Origin of the sequence: Streptomyces sp. ISL-36, from assembly GCF_018614205.1 — a bacterium.
In the GTDB taxonomy this organism is placed as follows: domain Bacteria; phylum Actinomycetota; class Actinomycetes; order Streptomycetales; family Streptomycetaceae; genus Streptomyces.
Map to the genome: position 1 here is coordinate 1 of NZ_JAGGOS010000010.1, position 18954 is coordinate 18954.

An 18954-nucleotide genomic window follows, 5' to 3' on the forward strand; every position below is an offset into this window, starting at 1 on the left:
TCCCCGATCCGGTCCAGGGCGGCGCCGAGGAGCCGGCCGGGCCCGGGCAGCCAGGAGCGCGGGGGCACGGTGCGGGCACGGCGCCCGCCCGGCCTGCGGGCGGCGGCGATCTCGTCGAAGATGCCGGCCCCGATGGCGACGGCCCGCATGCCGTCGGCGAGCGCGTGGTGGAGTTTGACGAGGACGGCGAAGGAGCCGTCGGGGGCGCCGGTGAGGAGGTACATCTCCCAGGGCGGGAGGCCGCGTTCGACCGGGCGTTCCATCAGTTCGCCGGCCAGTCGGGCGGCCTCGGCGTGGAAGTCGGTGCCCGGGAGGGCGATCTCCCGTACGTGCCGTCGTACGTCGAAGTCCTTGTCCGTGGCCCAGGCGGCGCCGCCGACGGGCAGCAGGACGTCGCGGACCCGCATCCGCAGCCGGGGGATCGCGGCGGCGCGGCGGGCGAGAAGATCGAGAACATCGGGCTCATCGGGCTCACCGGGCCCGCCGGGCGGCGGGCCGAAGTGGGCGAGGGCGCCGAGGTGCATGGGGTGGTCGGAGGACTCGAGGTGCCAGAAGGCCAGATCGAGAGGTGCCAGAAGCTCGCTGCTCAAAGGATCCCCATGTCCTGGAGGGTGGCCTGATCAGGATGGCCGGGAACCGAAGTCAACCGCGTGCGATCGGTTACGGTCAAGTACGATCGATGTACACAGGGTTAACAATGAATTCGCACCAGACGCACTTGCCGCCGCCGCGCGGTTCCACGCCCCAGACGTCGGAGAGCCGGTCCACGAGCAGCAGACCACGGCCCGAGACACCCGACTCCCCCGCCTCCCTCCGCCGCGGCAGGGCGCTGGAGCGGTCCTCCACCTCCACGCGCAGCCGCCGGTCCGGCCCCGCCAGCGTCCGGAGGGTCACGATCGCCCCGCCGTCGGTGTGCATCAGCGCGTTGGTCATCAGCTCGTCGGCGACGAGTTCGATCTCGTCGGAGCGCTCCCCCGCGCCCCAGGCGCGTACCGCGGCCCGGATCATGTGCCGGGCGGAGCTCAGCGCCTCCGGGTCGCCCTGCCCCACGTGCTGCTGGAGCCGGCCGCCGGAGCGGGGGAAGTACGCGCCCTGCCGCCGGAGCAGCAGGATCGCCACGTCGTCCTCGCCGCCCCGCTCGTCCACGACCTCGCACAGGTGGTCGGCGAGATGCTGGAGGTCGCGCGGCCCGCGCCGTACCAGGGAGGAGAGCCACCGCATGCCCTCGTCGAGGTCGGATCCGGGCGCCTCCACCAGGCCGTCGGTGTAGAGCAGGAGGGTCTGGCCGGGGTCCAGTTCCACGGTGGTCACCGGATAGTCGAGGCGGGCGAACTCGGCGGAGAGCCCCAGCGGAAGCCCGCCCTCGACCGCCAGCCGGCGGCTGCCGCCGTCGGTGTCCTGGAGCAGCGGTTCGACGTGCCCGGCGCGCACCACCTGGACCACCCCGGTCGTGAGGTCGGCCTCGGCGTACGTGCAGGTGGCGAAGCGGTCGGTGTCCAGCTCGTGGAGGAAGACGGAGGCCCGGGCCATCACGGTCGCCGGGGTGTGCCCCTCGGCCGCGTAGGCGCGCAGCACGATCCGCAGCTGTCCCATGACGGCCGCGGCGTGGGTGTCATGGCCCTGTACGTCCCCGATGACGGCGCCCACCCGCCCGCCGGGCAGCGGGATGACGTCGTACCAGTCGCCGCCGATGTCCCGGCCGAGGCGGGCCGCGCGGTAGCGGACGGCTATCTGTGCGCCGGGCACCTCGGGGATGCGGCGCGGCAGCATGGCCTGCTGGAGCCCCTCGGCCAGGTCGTGCTCCTGCTCGTAGAGCATGGCGCGCTGCAGGCTCTGCGCGATGCTGCTGCCGAGCGCGACCAGCAGATTGCGTTCGTCGGCGCTGAAGCCGGACTTGTCGCTGTAGAGCAGTCCGAGCGCGCCGATCGGCCGGGCCTGGGCGATCAGCGGCAGATACGCGGCCGAGGTGATGCCGAGTCCGCTGATGTGCGGCCACAGGATCGGGTACGAGTCGGCGAAGTCCTGCGGCGACTCGATGAACCGGGGCCTGAGGGTCCGGATCACCTCGCTCATGGGGTACGCCTCGTCCACCCGGGTGAATCGCGTACCGGGCACGAAGGCGCCGTCCGGCCCCTCGGCGACCAGGTGGATCCGGCCGGACTCCAGGAGGCCCACGACGAGGCTGGTGGCGCCGAAGTGTTCGAGGCCGTGCGAGTCGTTGAGCAGGTCGATGACGTCCTGCACGGTCCGGGCGTGGGCGAGGGCCGCGGTGGTGCCCTCCACGACACTTGTGCGTTTGCGCCGCCCCTCGTCCAGGCCGAGCCGGGCGGCGTGCTCGGTCACCTCTTCGGAGGCGTCCCGGACGATGCCGACGATCCGGCGGGGGCGGCCGGTCCCGTCGCGCTGGATGAGCCCCTGGGTGTGGGTCCAGCGGGGGTCGCCGCTCCGCAGCCGGACGCGGAAGTAGGCGCCGTAGTGGTCGCTGCCGTCCTTGAGGGCGTGCGTGACCAGGGTGTCGAGCCGGCGGCTCTCGTCGGGCGTGACACGGGAGCCGAGGGTGACCGGATGGTCGTCGTACTCCTCGGGGCGCATGTCGAAGACGGCCAGGGCGCCCTCGTCCATGGTCATCAGGCCGGTGATCAGGTCCCAGTCGAAGCTCCCCATCCGGAAGTCCCGGCCGTAGTCCCGGAGAAAGCAGCACGTTGCGGCCCCTGTTCCGGATCCGCAGCGGCACTCCTCCGCCGCCGCGCCGCCCCCTCTGCCCGCGCTCATGGGGCCACGCTAGGCGCAGGCCCGGCCCTGCGCACGGCGGATATCACCCTTCGAACGTCTCGGGCTGCCGGGGGCTCGGTTCGGTCGGGAAGAGGTCCTCCAGGGAGGGCGGTACTAGCTCGGGTTCGGCCGGCGGCTCCGGAACCGCGGGTGAGTCCGGAACGGTCGGTGAGTCCGGAACCGCCGAGTCCGGAACCGCCGGGGAGTTCGGAACCGCCGGGGATGTGGCGGTGTCCGAGGGAGCGGAGGGGCCGGGGCCGGTCGGGTCCGGCGACCTGGGGTCGGGGGTGGGGGTCGGCGGCAGGATCCAGTGACACTCGTCCGGGTCGCACGGCGGATCGACGACGGGCTTCCTGTCCTGGTCGCCGTCGGTCCCGGTCAGCCGCTCGATCCAGGTGCTGTCGACGACGTCGACGATGACCAGGGTGTCGACCACGGTCGTGGTCGGCCTGATGACCACGACCCGGTCGGGGCGGTAGCCGCTCCAGGGCCGCCCGTTGTGCCCGGCTCCCTGGACGGAGACCGGTGAGCGCAGCGGGTTTCCGCAGGCGCAGCGGACACGGGGCGCGCCGTACCGGTCGACGAGGACCGCCGTACCGGCCTGGAGGACCGACTGGAAGGCGGTGACGCGGCCGCCGGAGAGCCCGTGGTTGGTGACGCGAGTGTCGGCGCGCAGCACGACCGGGGTGAGGCCGCGCAGCCACTCCGCGACGCTCGACTCCGGGATGCCGACCCCCTCGGCGAACGCCCGGGCCTTGGCCGGGTCGGCGGTGAGGAAGGCGACCTGGTGCTCGACGTCGCAGCTTGCGACCGAGTGGGTGCCGCCGTAGAGGCCGGGGGTGGAGCCGGTGATCTCGCGGATCCGCTGGGCCGTCGCGGTGCCCGGGGCGCTGGGCCGGGTGGTGTGCGGAGCGGCGGCGTCCGGGGCCGTGGCCCGCGCCGTGGAGGCGGTGAAGGGGTCGGGGCCCTGAGCGGCGGCGGGCTGGAGGAAGACCTCCTCGGAAGCGGCGGCCGTCAGCTCGCCGCCGCCGTCGCCGGAGGAGCAGCCCGCGAGGAGCAGCGCCGAGGTCAGCGCGGCGAGTGCGACGACATGGATCTTCCGTGACCGGCGTAGGGGTGAGCGCACCAGGATCTCCCGCCTCTTCCGCCCCGAGACATTCCTTCATGTCTGTCGCACCGGCCCGTTGCCCGCAAGCGGAGCACGGCCGACCGGGCGACGGACTTGAACACGTTCAAGGACGGCTCTAGTCTCATGCCCATCGAGTTGAACACGTTCAATCGGGGGGTGGTTGGTCGCACATGTCCGTACTGGTCGATCTCATCGTGATGCTCGGCATGTTCGTCGTCGTGCCGGTCGGCCTGAGGCTGATCGACGGCCCTCTGCCACCCGACGTGCGCCTGCTCCGCCGCGCCTGGCCCCTGCTCGCCGTACCCGGCGCCGTCGCCCTCTGGCTGCCGCGCTCCCCCACGGCGGCGGCGCTCGCGACCGTCTACGCCCTGGCCACGCTGGCTCTGGCGCTGTACGCCCCCGCCCGCCTCGCCGCACGGGTCCGGCAGCCGTCGGCCGGGGGCGCCCCCCTCCCGCTCCGCGCGCTCGACCCGTCCGAGATCGCCGTCCTCACGGCGCTGGTGACCCCCTCGGTGGCGGGCCTGGCGCTGGTCGCCGAACGCGCCGGACACGAGCTCTTCGGCTTCGACCTCGACATCCTGGCCCTGACCGTCCCCCACTTCCACTTCGCGGGGTTCGCCGCCGCACTGGTGGCCGGCCTGGTCTGCCGTACGTCCGAGGGGCCCGCCACCCGGTTCGCCGCGCTCAGCGTTCCCCTCGGCACACTCCTCGTCCTGCTCGGCTACTTCGTCGACGACTGGGCGGAGCTCGCCGGCGCGGTCGTCCTCACCGCCGGCATGTGGGCCGTCGCCCTGGCGACCTGGCGGGACATCCGGACCGGTGCCGCCGACCCCGTCACCCGCGGTCTTCTCGCCGTCTCGGCCGTGGTGCTCGTGGCGACCATGCTGCTCGCCCTGAGCTGGGCTCTCGGCGAGGCCACCGGACTGCCCCACCCGAGCCTGACCTGGATGGCCGCCACCCATGGCCTCGGCAACGCTCTCGGTTTCGCGCTCTGCTCGCTGCTCGCCTGGCGCCGCGTCCAGGCGATCGCCACTCCCAAGGAGACCGCATCATGGCCCGTCTGATCCGCGCCCTCGCCACCCCCGACCCCACCCCTGGCCCCACCCCCGAACCCGCCCGCGCCCGGGGCGCGGACCTCAATTACGCCGAGGTGGGCGCCACCGGATCGGACAGCCTGCCGGCCGGATACCACCACCTCCACCACACCGTCCGCGTCGGCCGGGGCAGGGAGTCCTTCGAGACCGCCGGCGCCGCCGTCACCACCTGGCAGATGCACCGCGCCTCCGGCGCCCGGGTCCGCAGCGATGCCGTCCGCGCAGAGCCGGGCGTCCTCGTCGAGGTCTCGCTCGGCGTCGGCCCCGTCCGCTTCGCCGCCCCCTGCGAGGTGATCTGGACGGCGTACGAGAAGAACCGCACCGGCTTCGCCTACGGCACCCGCGTCCGGCACCCGGAGTGCGGCGAGGAGTCCTTCGTCGTCGACCTGCACCCTGACGGCTCCGTCTGGTTCACCGTCACCGCCTTCAGCAGGCCGGCGGTCTGGTACACCCGCCTGGCGGGACCGCTCGTCCCCCGCCTCCAGCACGCCTACGCCCGGCACCTTGGCCGTACGCTCCGACGCCTCGTCGAGGGGTGAGCGACACCACTCGGGCGTTAGGCTCCCTTTGTACCCATACGTTCCACCCGAGGAGCCGGCGATGAGCCAGTACGACGAATACACGAGCCCCTCGCAGGCCGAGGGCGAGCGGCTCGACGAGGACATGGACCCGCAGGAGCGGAAGCAGCGCCATCCGCAGACCACGCGCACCACCCCCTCGCAGGCGGAGGGCGAGCGCGGCGCGGACGAGGAGGAGAAGGCCTGACTCCGCCTCGGGGTCGATACTGGTAGCGATGGAGTGGTTCACCGCACCCGACTACTGGCTGAGCCGGATCCTCTTCCAACGGGGGCTCGCCGGGCTGTACCTCGTGGCGTTCCTCTCGGCGGCTCTCCAGTTCCGGGCCCTGATCGGCGAACGCGGCATGCTCCCCGTACCGGAGTATCTGCGCCGGGTGGAGCCGGGCCGGGTCCCCACCCTCTTCCACTGGCACTACTCGGACCGGCTGTTCGCCCTGGTCGCCTGGGCCGGGGCGGCGCTGGCGCTCGCTCTGGTGGCGGGCGCGGGGGACGCGGTGCCGCTCGCCGTCTCGATGCTGCTGTGGGCGGTGCTCTGGGCGCTGTACCTCTCCATCGTGAACGTCGGCCAGACCTGGTACTCCTTCGGCTGGGAGTCACTGCTCCTGGAGGCCGGCTTCCTCGCGATCCTCCTCGGCAACGACGACACGGCGCCGCCCGTCCTCGTGCTGTGGCTGCTGCGCTGGCTGCTGTTCCGGGTCGAGTTCGGCGCGGGGCTGATCAAGCTGCGCGGCGACCGGTGCTGGCGCGATCTGACGTGCCTCTACTACCACCACGAGACCCAGCCGATGCCCGGCCCGCTCAGCTGGTTCTTCCACCATCTGCCCCGCCCGCTGCACCGCGTGGAGGTGGCCGCCAACCATGTCGTCCAGCTGGTGGTCCCGGTGCTGCTCTTCACCCCGCAGCCGGTGGCGACCGTCGCGGCCTGTCTGATGGTGGCGACCCAGCTGTGGCTGGTGCTCTCGGGCAACTTCGCGTGGCTGAACTGGATCACCATCGTCATCGCGCTCTCCGTGATCGACGGCTCGCTGCTCGTCGGTGACCATCCGCAACCGGGCCCGCCGCTCTGGTACGTGGTCGTGGTCACCGCGGCGACCGCCCTGATCCTGTTCCTCAGCTACCACCCGGCACGCAACCTGCTTTCGCGGCAGCAGGCAATGAACCGCTCGTACGACGCGTTCCACCTGGTCAACACGTACGGCGCCTTCGGATCGATCGGTCGGGTGCGGGACGAGATCGTGATCGAGGGGACGGACGACCCCGCGCCGCACGCGGGCACGGTGTGGCAGGAGTACGGCTTCAAGGGCAAGCCGGGCGATCCACGCCGGCTGCCCCGCCAGTTCGCCCCGTACCACCTGCGGCTCGACTGGCTGATGTGGTTCGCGGCGCTCTCCCCCGCGTACGCCCGTGACTGGTTCGGGCCCTTCGTCGAGCGCCTGCTCGAAGGCGACCGGGACACGCTGAGACTGCTGCGCCACAACCCCTTCCCGGATGCGCCGCCGACCCATGTCAGGGCCCGGCTCTACCGCTACCGCTTCTCGACCTGGCGGGAGCTGCGGGAGACCGGCGCCTGGTGGCACCGCACGCTCGTACGCGAGTACATGCCGCCGGTCCGGCTGCTGCGGACTCCGGAGCACCGCTAGGCGCCCGGTCTGCAGGCCGCGTATCCGTGACGTGAAATGCGACGCGTCATGCGTGACATGCCTGTGCCCCCGGCCGAGGGATCGGCCGGGGGCACAGGGCGGAGCGACGGTCGCGACTCGGTCGATACCGGCTCAGTCGATACCGGCTCAGTCGATACCGGGCAGGATGTGCGGCTCCGCGAGGTCGTCCTCGTAGCCCGCCAGCCGGATGGGGGCCGAGCGGGCCCACACTTCCAGGCTGCCCAGCTCGCCGGATCGACGGGGCCGCTCCGGACTTTCCGCCGGTCGCTGTTCCTGCTTCGTCAGTTCTGGTGTCACCGCGCACTCCTTTGTGTCGCGTACCAATGAGGACATGGCCGTTCGGTCGCGGTGGCGCCGTTCTTGGGGCGGGACCGCGGCCTTGGTGGCAGGCCAGTCCCCAGGCCGGCCGTGAGGGTTTGGTGAAACCCCGGTGGCCGACCGTGGACATCAGAGTAACCAAATGAGCGCGCTCGCGCTCTATGGGGCTCGGAAGTGTGACGCGATCGGGTGAATCTCGAAAACCAGGCCGATTCGCCCGGAGGCCGGTTTCTACCAGTTCGCGGGGCGGTAGTCCTTGAGGAAGCAGCCGTACAGATCCTCGCCCGCCTCACCGCGCACGACCGGGTCGTAGACCCGGGCCGCGCCGTCGACGAGGTCGAGGGGAGCGTGGAAGCCCTCGTCGGCAAGGCGCAGCTTGTCGAAGTGCGGGCGCTCGTCGGTGATCCAGCCGGTGTCGACCGAGGTCATGAGGATGCTGTCGGTCTCGAACATCTCCTGGGCGCTGGTCCGCGTGACCATGTTCATCGCGGCCTTCGCGGCATTGGTGTTCGGGTGCCCCGCGCCCTTGTAGCCGCGGCCGAAGACGCCCTCCATCGCCGAGACGTTGACGACGTAGGAGCGCCCGCTGGACGCCTTCCGGGCGGCGTCGGCCATCACCGGCCGCAACTTGCTGATCAGGATGAACGGCGCCGTGTAGTTGCACAGCTGGGTTTCGAGCAGCTCCACCGGCGAGATCTGCTCGATGGTCTGCACCCAGGTGTTGGTGTCGACGACGTCCGGCACCAGGCCGCCGGCGTCGATGGCGGTGCCGTCGAGGTGGCGGGCGACGCTGGCGTTGCCCGCGACCAGGGCGAGATCGGCGACCTTCTGCGCGTCGAGCCCGCTCACACCGACGGGCAGCGCAGCGCCCCTGCCGAGTTCACCGACCGCGCCGGAGTTGAAGGCGCCGATGACGTGATGGGCGGGGAGCTCCCCGGCGGGCAGCGGTGCGCTCTCGCCGTCGACCAGGGCGGCATAGGCGGAGGGCAGGCGACGCACGGTCTGCGTCGCGTTGTTGATGAGGATGTCCAGCGGTCCGGCCTCGGCGACCTGGTCGGCGAGGGCCACGGCCTGAGCCGGGTCGCGCAGGTCGATGCCGACGACCTCCAGCCGGTGCATCCAGTCCGCCGAGTCGTCCATCGCCTTGAAGCGACGGATGGCGTCCTTGGGGAAGCGGGTCGTGATGGTCGTGTGCGCACCGTCGCGCAGCAGCCGCAGCGCGATGTACATGCCGATCTTGGCGCGGCCGCCGGTGAGCAGCGCGCGCTTGCCGGTGAGGTCGGCTCGGGCGTCCCGCCTCGTCCGGTTCTCGGCCGCGCAGTTCTGGCAGAGCTGGTGGTAGAAGTAGTCGACCTCGACGTACCGCGTCTTGCAGATGTAGCAGGAGCGGGGCCGCTGGAGTATCCCGGCGATCCGGCCGGCCTCGGTCACGGAGGAAGGCAGGAGGCCCTCGGTCTCGTCGTCGATGCGCTGGGCGGAGCCGGTGGCGGTGGACTCGGTGACGGCCTTGTCGTGGGCGGTCTTGGCGGCGCGGCGCTCCTGACGGCGGCGCTGCTTCACGGTCCGGTAGATCCCGGCGGTCGCCCGCCGGACGGCGATCGCGTCCGGGTGGTCGACGTCCAGCTTGTCGAGCTCGTCGAGCACGCTGAGGCAGACGGCCAGGCGCTCGGGGTCGACACCCGGCCCGTAGTCCTGGGTTTCTTCGGTCACCGTCATGGCCCTGTCGTTCCTCGATCGCTCGTACGCTCGCGCGCGCCGTTGTCCCAAGAGAGAAACTTTACGGAGCGGTGGGCCCTGTCTCCAAACCAGAACCGGGAGCGTGTTCGAATACACAGTCGCCGCAGAGGCCTCCGGACGGGCAGCGGTAGTAGAGGCAGCAGGTGGTCCGGCGCAGGGCCGGGCCCCGGACGGTGTCGGCCAGGTCGGGGTGGGCGAGGAGTCCCGCGACCAGCTCGGCGGCCCGTGCGGCGACCTCGGGCCGGTCCCGCGCGCGGGCCCAGCGGGTGAGCTCACGCAGCGCCCCGGCCAGGGCGGAGCCGGCGTTGCCCCAGAGCAGCCGGGGCGAGACCCTTCCGTCCTGGCGGAACGCGCGGGACAGCGGTACGAGATGGGCGTCCACGACCGTCTCGCGGAGCTGGTCCACCGTGGCCGGGCGGGTGGCGCTGCCGGCCCACACCAGGTCGTCGGGCGAGGCCAGGGCACCGTCCCAGTGCAGCTGCCCGGGGTCGAGCTCGGGGAACCGGCCGTGGAGCGCGGCCGGGCCGAGGGCGGTCGACCAGAGGCGAGCGGCGAGCCCGAGGTGGGCGATCGAGGCGGCGACCCGGCGCTCGGGGGTGCCGAGGCGGGCGGCCACCGTGTCGATACGGGCGGTCAGGGGGCCGGTCTCCCCCGCGTACAGGCGCGCGAGGGGCCGGTGTGCGGCGCCGGGGCCCGGCACGCCGGCCCGCAGGGCGAAGAAGCCGCCCACGGACGCGCTCTCGACGAGATCCACCGTCACTCCCTCACTGCTGCCTGTGCTGCCTGTGCTGCCTGACCCACGGATCATTGACCGATTGCCGCACCGCCGCCGCACCGCCGCCCCAGGCGCGGCCGTCGGCATGGGCATGGGCATGGGCATGGGCATGGGCATGGTCAAGGCAGGGTCACCCTTGGCCATGATCGAGTCATGACCGGACCAAGCCGGTTCCCGTGATTGCTGATCACCGTAACGCTCAGGCGCATGACCACATCCCTTCCCCTTTCCCTTTCCCGCCGGCGCGCGGTGCTGGCCCTGACGGCCGCCGCCGCCGTGACGGCGGGCGCCCCCGCCGCCCGGGCCGCCACGGCCACGGCCCCCTCGCCGCGCCCGCACACCGAGAAGCCGCCGACCGCCGAACGGGCGCTGGACGAACTCCGCGCCGGGAACGCCCGGTTCGCCGCACTGCGGCAGATCCACCCGCACGAGGAAGCCGCCCGGCGCGCAGCGGTCGCCGTCGCCCAGCACCCCTTCGCCCTGATACTGGGCTGCGTCGACTCACGGGTACCGCCGGAGCTGGTCTTCGACCAGGGGCTCGGTGATCTGCTCGCCATACGCTCGGCCGGGCAGGCGCTCGACGAGGCGGTGCTCGGCTCGATCCAGTTCGGCGTCGAGGAGCTGGGCGTACCGCTGGTACTGGTGCTGGGGCACGAGCGGTGCGGGGCGGCCACCGCCGCCGTGGAGTACGTACGCACCGGGAAACCGGTCGAGGGTCACCTGGCCCGTGTCGTGGAGGAGATCGCCCCGGCCGCGCGTGCGACCCGGGACCTTCCCGGCGACTGGGTCGAGAACACCGTGCGGGCCAATGTGGCCCGCATACGCCGGCGACTGACTCGGGATGAGGCGTTCGACGGGGCCCGGATCGTCGGCGCCCGGTTCGATCTGGATACCGGAAAGGTCGCTTTCGACCCGTCCTGACCTGCGCGGGTGTACATCTCAAGGTGTACGGACCGGCCCCGTACTGCGGCGGCAGTACTTCCGAATGCGTTCCCAGGTACGACGACGTGAACGCCCGGAAGAGAGATCGTTGTATGTATGAGTCCCCTCCTGCTGTCCGTGCTCCTGTCCCTGGTCTCGGCGGTCGCCTACGCGGCCGCGGCGATCGTGCAGGAGCGGGTCGCGGCCTCCGTCGACGGTCGCACGTACGCGCCGGTGCGCAACCCGGTCTGGTGGGGCGCGGTGCTGCTCAACGGTCTGGGCGCGGCCCTGCACGTGGCGGCGCTGGCCTACGGTCCGCTCAGCCTCGTGCAGCCGCTGGGCGCGCTCACGATCGTCTTCGCCCTGCCGATGGCGGCGCTCTTCGTCGGGCGCAGGGCCGGCCGCACGGCCTGGCGGGGCGCGATCATGGCCACGGTCGGCCTGGCCGGGCTGCTCAGTCTCACGGGCGGCGCCGAGGCCCAGTCGCTGGGCGGGACGGAGCGCTGGCTGCTCTGCGCCGGGACCTTCGCGGTGGTCGGGACCCTGTTCGTCGGCGCCCACGTGGTGGGCCGCTCGGTCCTGCGCAGTGTGATCCTGGCGGCCGCGGCGGGCGTGTCCTTCGGCCTCGCCTCGGTCTTCACCAAGACGGTGGCGGTGGAGTGGACGCCTCGGGCGCCGCTGGCCCAGTGGACGAGTCTGCTGGTCCTCTCGGCGCTCGCGGTCACCGGCCTGCTGCTCTCGCAGGCCTCCTACCGGGGCGCGGGCCTCGCGGCTCCGCTGGCCACGGTCACGGTCGTCAACCCGGTGGTCGCGGCGGCGGTGGGGCTCACCCTCTTCGGTGAGACCTTCCGCTACGGCGCGGCGGGCACCGTCGCCGCGCTGATCTGCGGCGCGGTGGCGGCGGGCGGGCTGATCCAGCTCACGACGGACCGACTGACGAGCTCCGAGGACTCCCTGGCGGTGTCAGATCGAGACGCCTCGCGCCCGCAGATAGGCGAGGGGATCGATGTCGGAGCCGTACCCGGGACCCGTCCGCACCTCGAAGTGGAGGTGCGGCCCCGAGCTGTTGCCGGTCGATCCTGAACGCGCTATGCGCTGTCCGCCGCTGACCCGCTGCCCCTCACGGACGGTGAGCGCCGAGAGGTGCGCGTACTGGCTGTAGCGGCCGTCGTCGTGGCGGATGACGACCTGGTAGCCGTACGCGCCGCCCCATCCGGCGGAGACGACCCGGCCGGTGGCGACGGCCTTCACCGAGGTGCCGGTGGGAACCGGGAAGTCGACGCCGGTGTGGTACCCGCTCGACCAGGAGGAACCGGAGACGCGGTAGCGGGTGCCGAGGGAGCCGGAGACGGGGGCGTGGAAGTCGTCGGCCCGCGGAGCGGCGGCGGGTCGGGGAGCGGGCTTGGCCTTGGCCGGGACGACGGGAGGCTTGGCGACCGGCGCCCTGGTGGCGGGCGGCTTGGTGGCGGGCGCCCGGGTGGCCGGCGCCTTCGTGGCGGGCGGCTTCGAGGCCGGAGCCTTCGACGCGGGCGCTTTCACCGCAGGCGCTTTGGTCGCGGGTTTCGACTCGGAGGCCTTCGACGACGGTGTCGTCGTACGGGGCGGGTCCGCGCTCGGCGGCTCGGCGGGCGGCGAGGAGATCCGGAGGGTCAGCTTCTGCCCCGGATGAATCAGGTCGGGGTCGCCGCCGACCACGGCTCGATTCGCCTCGTACAGGCCCTGCCAGCCGCCCTTCACCCGCTCCTCGCGGGCGATCAGGGAGAGCGAGTCGCCCGGGGCGACCGTGTACATCTCGCGGACCGTCGGCACGGTGGTCGGCGTCGTGCCCGCCGGGGCCTTGGCCGTCGGCGCGGAGGACGCGGTGCGCTGCGCCGGTAAGGACGCGGGCCTGACACCGGACGTCTGCCGCTGCTCGTCGAGTCCGGCGCGGGGGGCGCAGGTCGGCCAGGCACTGGGGCCCTGTCCCTTGAGGACCTTCTCCGCCACGGCGATCTGCTGGTCCTTGGAGGCGAGATCGGCACGCGGGGCGTAGTGCGTGCCCCCGTACCGCTCCCAGGTCGACTGGCTGAACTGCAGCCCGCCGAAATAGCCGTTGCCGGCGTTGATGCGCCAGTTGGAGGAGGATTCGCAGGCCGCGACCTTCTCCCAGATGTCGAGCGAGGCAGCCTGGGCCGTCCCGGCTCCGATCAGCGGCAGCGCCATGCCGGCGCCGCCCGCCGTGACGGTGAGCGAGGCACGGTTGATCCGGCTCGGCTGGTATCGGCGGTGTCGTCCGCGCACGGCCATGGGCCCCCCTTGAACGCGTCGGCTGAACGCATCAGCAGTCGCCCAAGGTTAGGGAGAGTCACAGGCCGTGACAAGGGCCCGGGTGAAGCCCGGGCCCTTCAAGTCCCTTGCGTGGCTCGCGAGTCAGAGTCCCGCGGGACCCGGCTGGGGTTGAGGCTCGGGTTCCGGTACGGGGGTGGGAGCAGGCGGCTCAGGGACGGGGTTCGGCGGTGGTACGGGCGGCGGCGTGGGGACGGGGCCCGGCGTCGGAGGCGGAACGGGACCCGGCGGCGGCACCGGCGAGGGGGGCACCGGGTCGGGGTACGGGTGGGTCATGACGGGCCTCTCGGTCGATTGGGGCCGTACGGCCCCAGGATCTCCCGAAGCGTCTGCCCCCGCCCGCCGGGGCCATTCATCCGTGTCGGCCCGCGGCGGCGCCCCCGCGCCCGGGAGTCCGCGACGGCCTCGGCAAGGACGTCGCGGACGGCTCGGGCGACGAGGTGGCGCGGCGCGACACCGGGACGGTGCCCGTCGCGACATGGACCGTGGAGGTGTGCGGGAGAGCCGGGGTCAGCGGCCCGTCACCACAGCTCGGGGGTCGCCTTGAGCTGCACCTTGGCCGCGCGGACGACATCGGCATCCGGCACGGGGGCCTCGTCGGGGTGCTTCTGCGCCCACTTGGCGGCGTACGGGCAGAGCGGCACGACGGGGACACCTTCGCGAGCGGCGATGGCGTAGAACTCGCGCACGAGCGATCCGGCGATGCCCTTGCCCTCGTTGCCCTCCTCGACGACGGTGTGGACGGCGACGAGGGCGTGCGGCTCGACGTCCAGGACGAAGTAGACGACGACACCCACGTAGGTGTCGTCCTCGAACGCCTCCAGGCGTCCCTTCTCCCGGTCGTCGCGGATCTTCAGCTCTGCCATGCGGTGCGTCTCCCTCGGTTCGATCAGACGTGAGCGGGTACGGCGTGCGGGCTGCGCGCGGTGTCGCTGCCGGGCACCGGCGCGGAGGCGTCGGAGCCGAGTTCCACGATCCGGTTGTCCGCGTCCACATGCACCACCCGCGGCACGAGCGTCCGCGCCTCGGCGTCGTCGACCTGGGCGTAACTGATGAGGATCACCAGATCACCGGGGTGCACGAGATGGGCGGCGGCTCCATTGATCCCGATCACACCGGACCCGCGCTCCCCTTCGATGACGTACGTCTCGAGCCGGGCACCGTTGTCGATGTCGACGATGTGCACGAGCTCCCCGGGAAGCAGATCGGCCGCCTCCATGAGCGCGGCATCGACGGTGACGGAGCCGACGTAGTGGAGATCGGCCTGGGTCACGGTGGCCCGGTGGATCTTGGACTTGAACATGGTGCGCAGCACTTTTGGACTCCTAGAAGACGGCTCCCTGCCAGCTTTCTGCAGGTCAAGGGCGTTCTTCACCCTACTACTGGCACGCGTCGGACTCGAGGACTGTGAGGAACATCGCTGCGCAGTACCCCTGCCGCGGGCCGCCGACGGCCGGCTGGTCCTGGCCGTCGACATCACCCGCTGGCTGCGACCGGCCGCCCACACCTCACCGCAGCGGATCCTGTGCCACACCTACGGCCGGGGAAAGAACCAGCACATCCCGTCCCCGGCTGGCCCTACTCCATCGTCTGCGCGCTGGAGCCGGGCCGCAGCTCGTGGACCGCACCGCTGGACGCACTGCGTCTGGCGCCCGGGGACGACACCGCCACGGTCACCGCCGGACAGCTGCGCGAGCTGGTCGAACGGCTGATCACGGCAGGTCAGTGGCAGTCAGGTGACCCGGACGTCCTCATCATCGCGGACGCCGGCTACGACGCACCCCGCCTGGCCTTCCTGCTGCGGGACCTGCCCGTGCAGGTGCTGGCCCGGATGCGTTCGGACCGTGTCCTGCGCAGGGCTGCCCCGCCCCGGCTACCGCACACCAGGGGCCGCCCGCCCCGGCACGGCGGCGAGTTCGTCTTCGGACAGCCCGACACCTGGGGCACCCCGGACACCGAAACCGTCACCGACACACGCCTCTACGGCACTGCCCTCGCACGCTCGTGGGACCGGCTGCATCCCAAGCTGACCCACCGCTCTTCCTGGGCCGCCGCCGACGGCACCCTCCCCATCGTCGAGGGAACAGTGATCCGCCTGGACATCGACCACCTGCCCAGCGGAGCCACCCCCAAGCCGGTCTGGCTGTGGTGGTCCGGCACCGACGCCACCGAAGCAGACGCCGACCGTCTCAGGCAGGCATACCTGCGACGCTTCGACATCGAGCACACCTTCCGCCTGTTCAAACAGACCCTCGGCTGGACCTGCCCGAAGATCCGCACCCCCGAGGCGGCCGACCGATGGACCTGGCTGATCCTCGCCGCCTACACCCAACTCAGGCTCGCCTGCCCACTGGCGGCCGACCGGCGCCGGCCGTGGGAGAAACCCAGCCCACCGGACAGGCTCACCCCCGCCCGCGTCCGCCGCGACTTCCGGCACATCCGCCCTCAGACGGCCTGCCCGACCCAGGCACCGAAACCCTCCCGACCCGGCCCCGGACGACCACCAGGACGCAAGAACACCCGGCCGACACCCCGCTACGACGTGCACACACCCCGCAAAACACAGCCAGCACAACGACGAACGAAGAAGTCGACCACCCCACGGCCCCGCCGCACAGGTTAAAGATCAAGCTAAGCGCTAGATCTTGGAGAACATTGCACGAAGCTCGGAGGAACTCCTTGTCCACGGTCACCTCTCCGCCTGCATCCGGGGACTGCCCGCCGGCCAACGACCAGACCCGGGAGCGGGCTTCGGACCGTGCGGCGTGTATCACCGTCAGTGCTTTCTCGCCTGCGGCGGCGAGGGCGTTGAAGAGTCGGGAGACCGGATGCCACCGGGCCGAAGACGGCCGGCTCGGCACGCAGTACGGCGATGTCCGCAAGGCAGTCCCCACCGAGCGCGACCGCCATGGCGAGATCCAGAACGACCTTGCCCGGATCATGGACGGCCCGCGGCTTGCGCCAGGGCGCCAACGCCACCGACAGCGCCCCGTCCAGCCCGGTTTTACGGACGGTCTCGACCAACAGCACCGCCCCGGCCTGGGAAACCGCCCCACTGCCGCCGCCCTCGACGCCGACGCGCGGGTACGACCCGATACGCTTGCTCACCTGGAGAGTGCTTCTTCCCGTGCAGCAACAGGACCCTAGACAAGTCCCATCGTTGCAGGTCAGGAGCACTCTCCGCTTATTTGATCAAGGTGTGGACGAGCACGCTCATGAAAGCGCGAGGTTAGGTGTTCCAGGACTCATGCTGACCGGCACGGGCTATCCTGACGCGCCATCAGGCTGACATGAGACCCGCCGCATGTGCTCCGCCTCTCCTGCCGCCACAAAGGCCCGAAGACCCGAAGAGAAGGTCTCGACCAGCTGAACACCGAGCGCAACAATCTCGTCGACCGGGTAGACGAAGCCCTCACCGCCTTGGCCGTCCGCAGCCGGTCAAGGACGGCAGTCAGTGAGGCGGCCAAGCTCGGGACGATCAGCGCGGCCGCCTCGGTGCCCGGAACGATCAACAGCGCCCGGCTGCGGGGCGGTGTGCCTCGGCGTCAGCGAGATCGCGCGGGCGGTCTCGGAGCCGCCGCGGCGCCGCCGACCACGTAGTCCGTCCGTGCCAGGCCGCTCGCGCGGCGCACGTCGCCACGACAAGGTCAAGGCGACGATCAACGACGTGGTCCACCTCCTCGACGGAGCCCTTGGGCCCCCACCTCACGCTGGGTTGGCCGCCAGCCAACGCAAGTACGCCTCAACCATGTCATCAGCGCCCCCCTCCGCCAGCACGTGGCCCTCATAGTCCAGCGCAAATCCTGCGGCGGTGCGCGCAATATACGGCACGTCGTATCGGGTGAATCGCGAACTACGCAACATCCGAAACATGCCGTGGCTGTACACCGGAAACATCGAGGCCAGCTGGGGCCGGGCATACGCCGCCTCGACAAGCGAGCTCCAATCATCCGATGCCCCCTCTCGCACCAGGCGCCAGGCAACCTCGACCTCGTTGCCTTCCTCGTAGGCGAGAAGCAGCTCGTCCAACCGGACAGCAGGCGACCGTGCGGCGAGCTCGCGCGGTGACGCCCCCGAAAGCCAAACCTCAGTCGCCTGAGCAGCCTCGGTCAGGTCCGGCGTCCTGGCTCTAGCAATTGCGGTGCCAGCCCGCGTGAACGTGAGCCCGAAACCTCGCTCCCTGACCGCCACACCAACTACTACTTCACGGTCTCCACGCGACGCCAACGCCGTGACCGGACCTGCCGACGACTTCAGGTCGACAAACTCAGAACCGGCCGCCTTGGTGCCAGCGGAGCCGAGCGCTGCCGCGAGGCTCCCTCCGCCCGCAAGTTCCGGGTACATCACTGGGTCATAGCTGTATGTCACGACGCTCTCCTACTGCCCTGCACTGGTGCGCAGCGCACCCCAGTCCGGCTCCGGCATATCGGCCTTCGCGATCGCCTTCCCGTTCAAGTACCACGCAATTTCGCTCCATTCCTGATTGCCAACGTAGGAATGGTAGCCAACGCGCGACATCTCCCACTGAGTTCCAGGGCCCTTCTGCCATCCCTGCTTGACTCCCCTGCGGTACGCCTCAGCAAAGACCTCCGCGGGAGTTGTGAACTTCGTCTGGTCCTCATGTAGCACACCGCCGAGGTCGACCGCGATGCTGACTCGGTCGTTCTTCAAAGCATCGTTCACCTCATTGACCCACTGAGGGTTACCCAGACTTCCGTCGGCGTTCGGGTGGCGGGTTCCGTAGTCGTCATGGTTCAGCGTCATACCGCCGATGTTCTTCGCGAGCGGATCTCCGGTTTCCTTGAGGCCCAGCACGAGAGTGTCACCCGCTGCCGGCGAGCGGCCCTGAGGCCGACCGCAGTGGTTGTGCACCAGTACTGGCGTCGCGCCGGCGAGGACGTAGAACGTGTGGAGCTGGTTGACCGTCAGGTTGTAACGGGTAGCGGTGCCCGGCGTGTGTTGGACCTTGACCACGTAGACGGCGCTGTCGGGCGTCGAGAGCGCGTGGCCGGGGGCCAGGCCCCCCGCTGGGACCCACGTGTGGGTCGTCGTGTCCCAGAAGGGGTGCTCGGCCGTCGTGTGGATTGTCTCGGTCTCACCGTCCGGGAGCCGGACGGTGAGGTCGATCAGGTCACTGTCGTCGTGGGCCCAGGTGGCCACGACGGTACGGGATCCATTGGCCTCCCCGGTTTCCTCGTCGGCGGCTTCGACCTTGTCGCCCGCGGTGATCTCGGCGATCGGCTTCGTCGAGCCGTTCTCCATCAGCACGGGGGTTTCCGGCGAGAAGCTGCACGTGGTACCGGCGTTACCGGTGCTCGGTTCGTCAGCTCGGGCCGACGCGCCCGCCGAGGATTCCGCCGCGTCCTGGACCGTCGCCTTCTTCGGAGCTGCAGCGTTGCCACCCACGGCGTCGCGAGTGGCTTCCTTTGCCGCACCACCTACCGTAGCTGCGCCCTTGGGGCCTGTTGCGTCGGCTTCCGCTGAAGCTTTGGCCCCTGGTCCAGTCCATCGGGCTTTGTACGTCGGGGCGATGTCCGGGCCAGGTCCGCAGTCGCCCACGAGGGCGCCGCACGTCGCCACGAACGCGGCCGCGCCAGCCTCAGCGCATGCCGGCATGAGGATTCCTAGGTGTATTGCCCCGGGA

17 protein-coding genes and 2 pseudogenes are annotated in these 18954 nt (G+C 71.2%); 7 read left to right on the plus strand and 12 right to left on the minus strand.

Annotated features, from left to right (window positions below; translation table 11 throughout):
- The 3 genes from J7E93_RS01885 to J7E93_RS01895 form a co-directional block, all read right to left on the minus strand.
- Positions 1–590 (minus strand): wax ester/triacylglycerol synthase domain-containing protein (locus J7E93_RS01885; RefSeq protein WP_285440861.1); only part of this gene is annotated, 590 nt, incomplete at its 3' end.
- Positions 591–666: 76 nt separating this feature from the next.
- Complete coding sequence (locus tag J7E93_RS01890) at positions 667–2772, minus strand: SpoIIE family protein phosphatase (protein ID WP_215065446.1); 2106 nt, start codon at positions 2770–2772, stop codon at positions 667–669.
- A gap of 43 nt (positions 2773–2815) precedes the next feature.
- A complete protein-coding gene (locus J7E93_RS01895) occupies positions 2816–3898 on the minus strand; it encodes a DUF6777 domain-containing protein (RefSeq protein WP_215065447.1) in 1083 nt (360 codons plus the stop codon).
- Positions 3899–4071: 173 nt separating this feature from the next.
- On the opposite strand from J7E93_RS01895, the gene J7E93_RS01900 reads away from it, so the two are divergent.
- The 4 genes from J7E93_RS01900 to J7E93_RS01915 all read left to right on the plus strand — a co-directional run bounded on the left by J7E93_RS01900 (position 4072) and on the right by J7E93_RS01915 (position 7213).
- Positions 4072–4965: a YndJ family protein gene (locus J7E93_RS01900; protein ID WP_215065448.1), complete on the plus strand. Its 894-nt coding sequence runs from the start codon at positions 4072–4074 to the stop codon at positions 4963–4965.
- Complete coding sequence (locus J7E93_RS01905; protein WP_215065449.1) at positions 4953–5534, plus strand: DUF1990 family protein; 582 nt, start codon at positions 4953–4955, stop codon at positions 5532–5534. The genes J7E93_RS01900 and J7E93_RS01905 overlap by 13 nt, the downstream gene beginning before the upstream one ends.
- Positions 5535–5595: 61 nt before the next feature.
- A complete protein-coding gene (locus J7E93_RS01910; RefSeq protein ID WP_215065450.1) occupies positions 5596–5760 on the plus strand; it encodes a hypothetical protein in 165 nt (54 codons plus the stop codon).
- A gap of 28 nt (positions 5761–5788) precedes the next feature.
- Entirely contained in the window at positions 5789–7213 is a 1425-nt protein-coding gene (locus J7E93_RS01915; protein WP_215065451.1) for a lipase maturation factor family protein, read from the plus strand.
- A 147-nt stretch (positions 7214–7360) separates the two neighbouring features.
- Here J7E93_RS01915 and J7E93_RS01920 read toward each other — a convergent pair whose 3' ends face one another.
- The 3 genes from J7E93_RS01920 to J7E93_RS01930 all read right to left on the minus strand — a co-directional run bounded on the left by J7E93_RS01920 (position 7361) and on the right by J7E93_RS01930 (position 10043).
- On the minus strand, positions 7361–7531 hold the full coding sequence (locus J7E93_RS01920) for a hypothetical protein (protein ID WP_215065452.1): 171 nt from the start codon (positions 7529–7531) through the stop codon (positions 7361–7363).
- A 252-nt stretch (positions 7532–7783) separates the two neighbouring features.
- Positions 7784–9268, minus strand: a complete 1485-nt coding sequence (locus J7E93_RS01925; RefSeq protein ID WP_215065453.1) for an SDR family NAD(P)-dependent oxidoreductase — start codon at positions 9266–9268, stop codon at positions 7784–7786.
- A 61-nt stretch (positions 9269–9329) separates the two neighbouring features.
- Positions 9330–10043: an IucA/IucC family C-terminal-domain containing protein gene (locus tag J7E93_RS01930; protein WP_215065454.1), complete on the minus strand. Its 714-nt coding sequence runs from the start codon at positions 10041–10043 to the stop codon at positions 9330–9332.
- A gap of 228 nt (positions 10044–10271) precedes the next feature.
- Between J7E93_RS01930 and J7E93_RS01935 the strand changes: the two genes are divergently transcribed.
- A complete protein-coding gene (locus J7E93_RS01935) occupies positions 10272–10985 on the plus strand; it encodes a carbonic anhydrase (protein ID WP_215065455.1) in 714 nt (237 codons plus the stop codon).
- Positions 10986–11102: 117 nt separating this feature from the next.
- Positions 11103–12068: a DMT family transporter gene (locus J7E93_RS01940; protein WP_215065456.1), complete on the plus strand. Its 966-nt coding sequence runs from the start codon at positions 11103–11105 to the stop codon at positions 12066–12068.
- Here the strand turns inward: J7E93_RS01940 and J7E93_RS01945 are convergent.
- From J7E93_RS01945 to panD, 3 genes are all read right to left on the minus strand, one after another.
- On the minus strand, positions 11949–13271 hold the full coding sequence (locus J7E93_RS01945) for a transglycosylase family protein (protein ID WP_215065457.1): 1323 nt from the start codon (positions 13269–13271) through the stop codon (positions 11949–11951). The two genes, J7E93_RS01940 and J7E93_RS01945, sit on opposite strands and share 120 nt — an antisense overlap.
- A 560-nt stretch (positions 13272–13831) precedes the next feature.
- Positions 13832–14176: a GNAT family N-acetyltransferase gene (locus tag J7E93_RS01950; protein WP_215065458.1), complete on the minus strand. Its 345-nt coding sequence runs from the start codon at positions 14174–14176 to the stop codon at positions 13832–13834.
- A gap of 23 nt (positions 14177–14199) precedes the next feature.
- Complete coding sequence (gene panD / locus J7E93_RS01955) at positions 14200–14625, minus strand: aspartate 1-decarboxylase (RefSeq protein WP_215065459.1); 426 nt, start codon at positions 14623–14625, stop codon at positions 14200–14202.
- A 109-nt stretch (positions 14626–14734) separates the two neighbouring features.
- Here panD and J7E93_RS01960 point away from each other — a divergent pair.
- Positions 14735–15933: pseudogene (locus J7E93_RS01960) on the plus strand (NF041680 family putative transposase); the annotation flags it as partial.
- 58 nt (positions 15934–15991) lie between these two features.
- Here the strand turns inward: J7E93_RS01960 and J7E93_RS01965 are convergent.
- From J7E93_RS01965 to J7E93_RS01975, 3 genes and pseudogenes are all read right to left on the minus strand, one after another.
- A pseudogene (locus J7E93_RS01965) lies at positions 15992–16418 on the minus strand (transposase); the annotation flags it as partial.
- A gap of 597 nt (positions 16419–17015) precedes the next feature.
- Positions 17016–17339, minus strand: coding sequence for a DUF6193 family natural product biosynthesis protein (locus tag J7E93_RS01970; protein ID WP_215065460.1), 324 nt, complete (start codon positions 17337–17339; stop codon positions 17016–17018).
- 348 nt (positions 17340–17687) lie between these two features.
- The gene (locus J7E93_RS01975) at positions 17688–18716 is read right to left on the minus strand and encodes a polymorphic toxin-type HINT domain-containing protein (RefSeq protein WP_308367566.1); all 1029 of its coding nucleotides are present in this window, start codon (positions 18714–18716) and stop codon (positions 17688–17690) included.
- Positions 18717–18954: the final 238 nt, after the last annotated feature.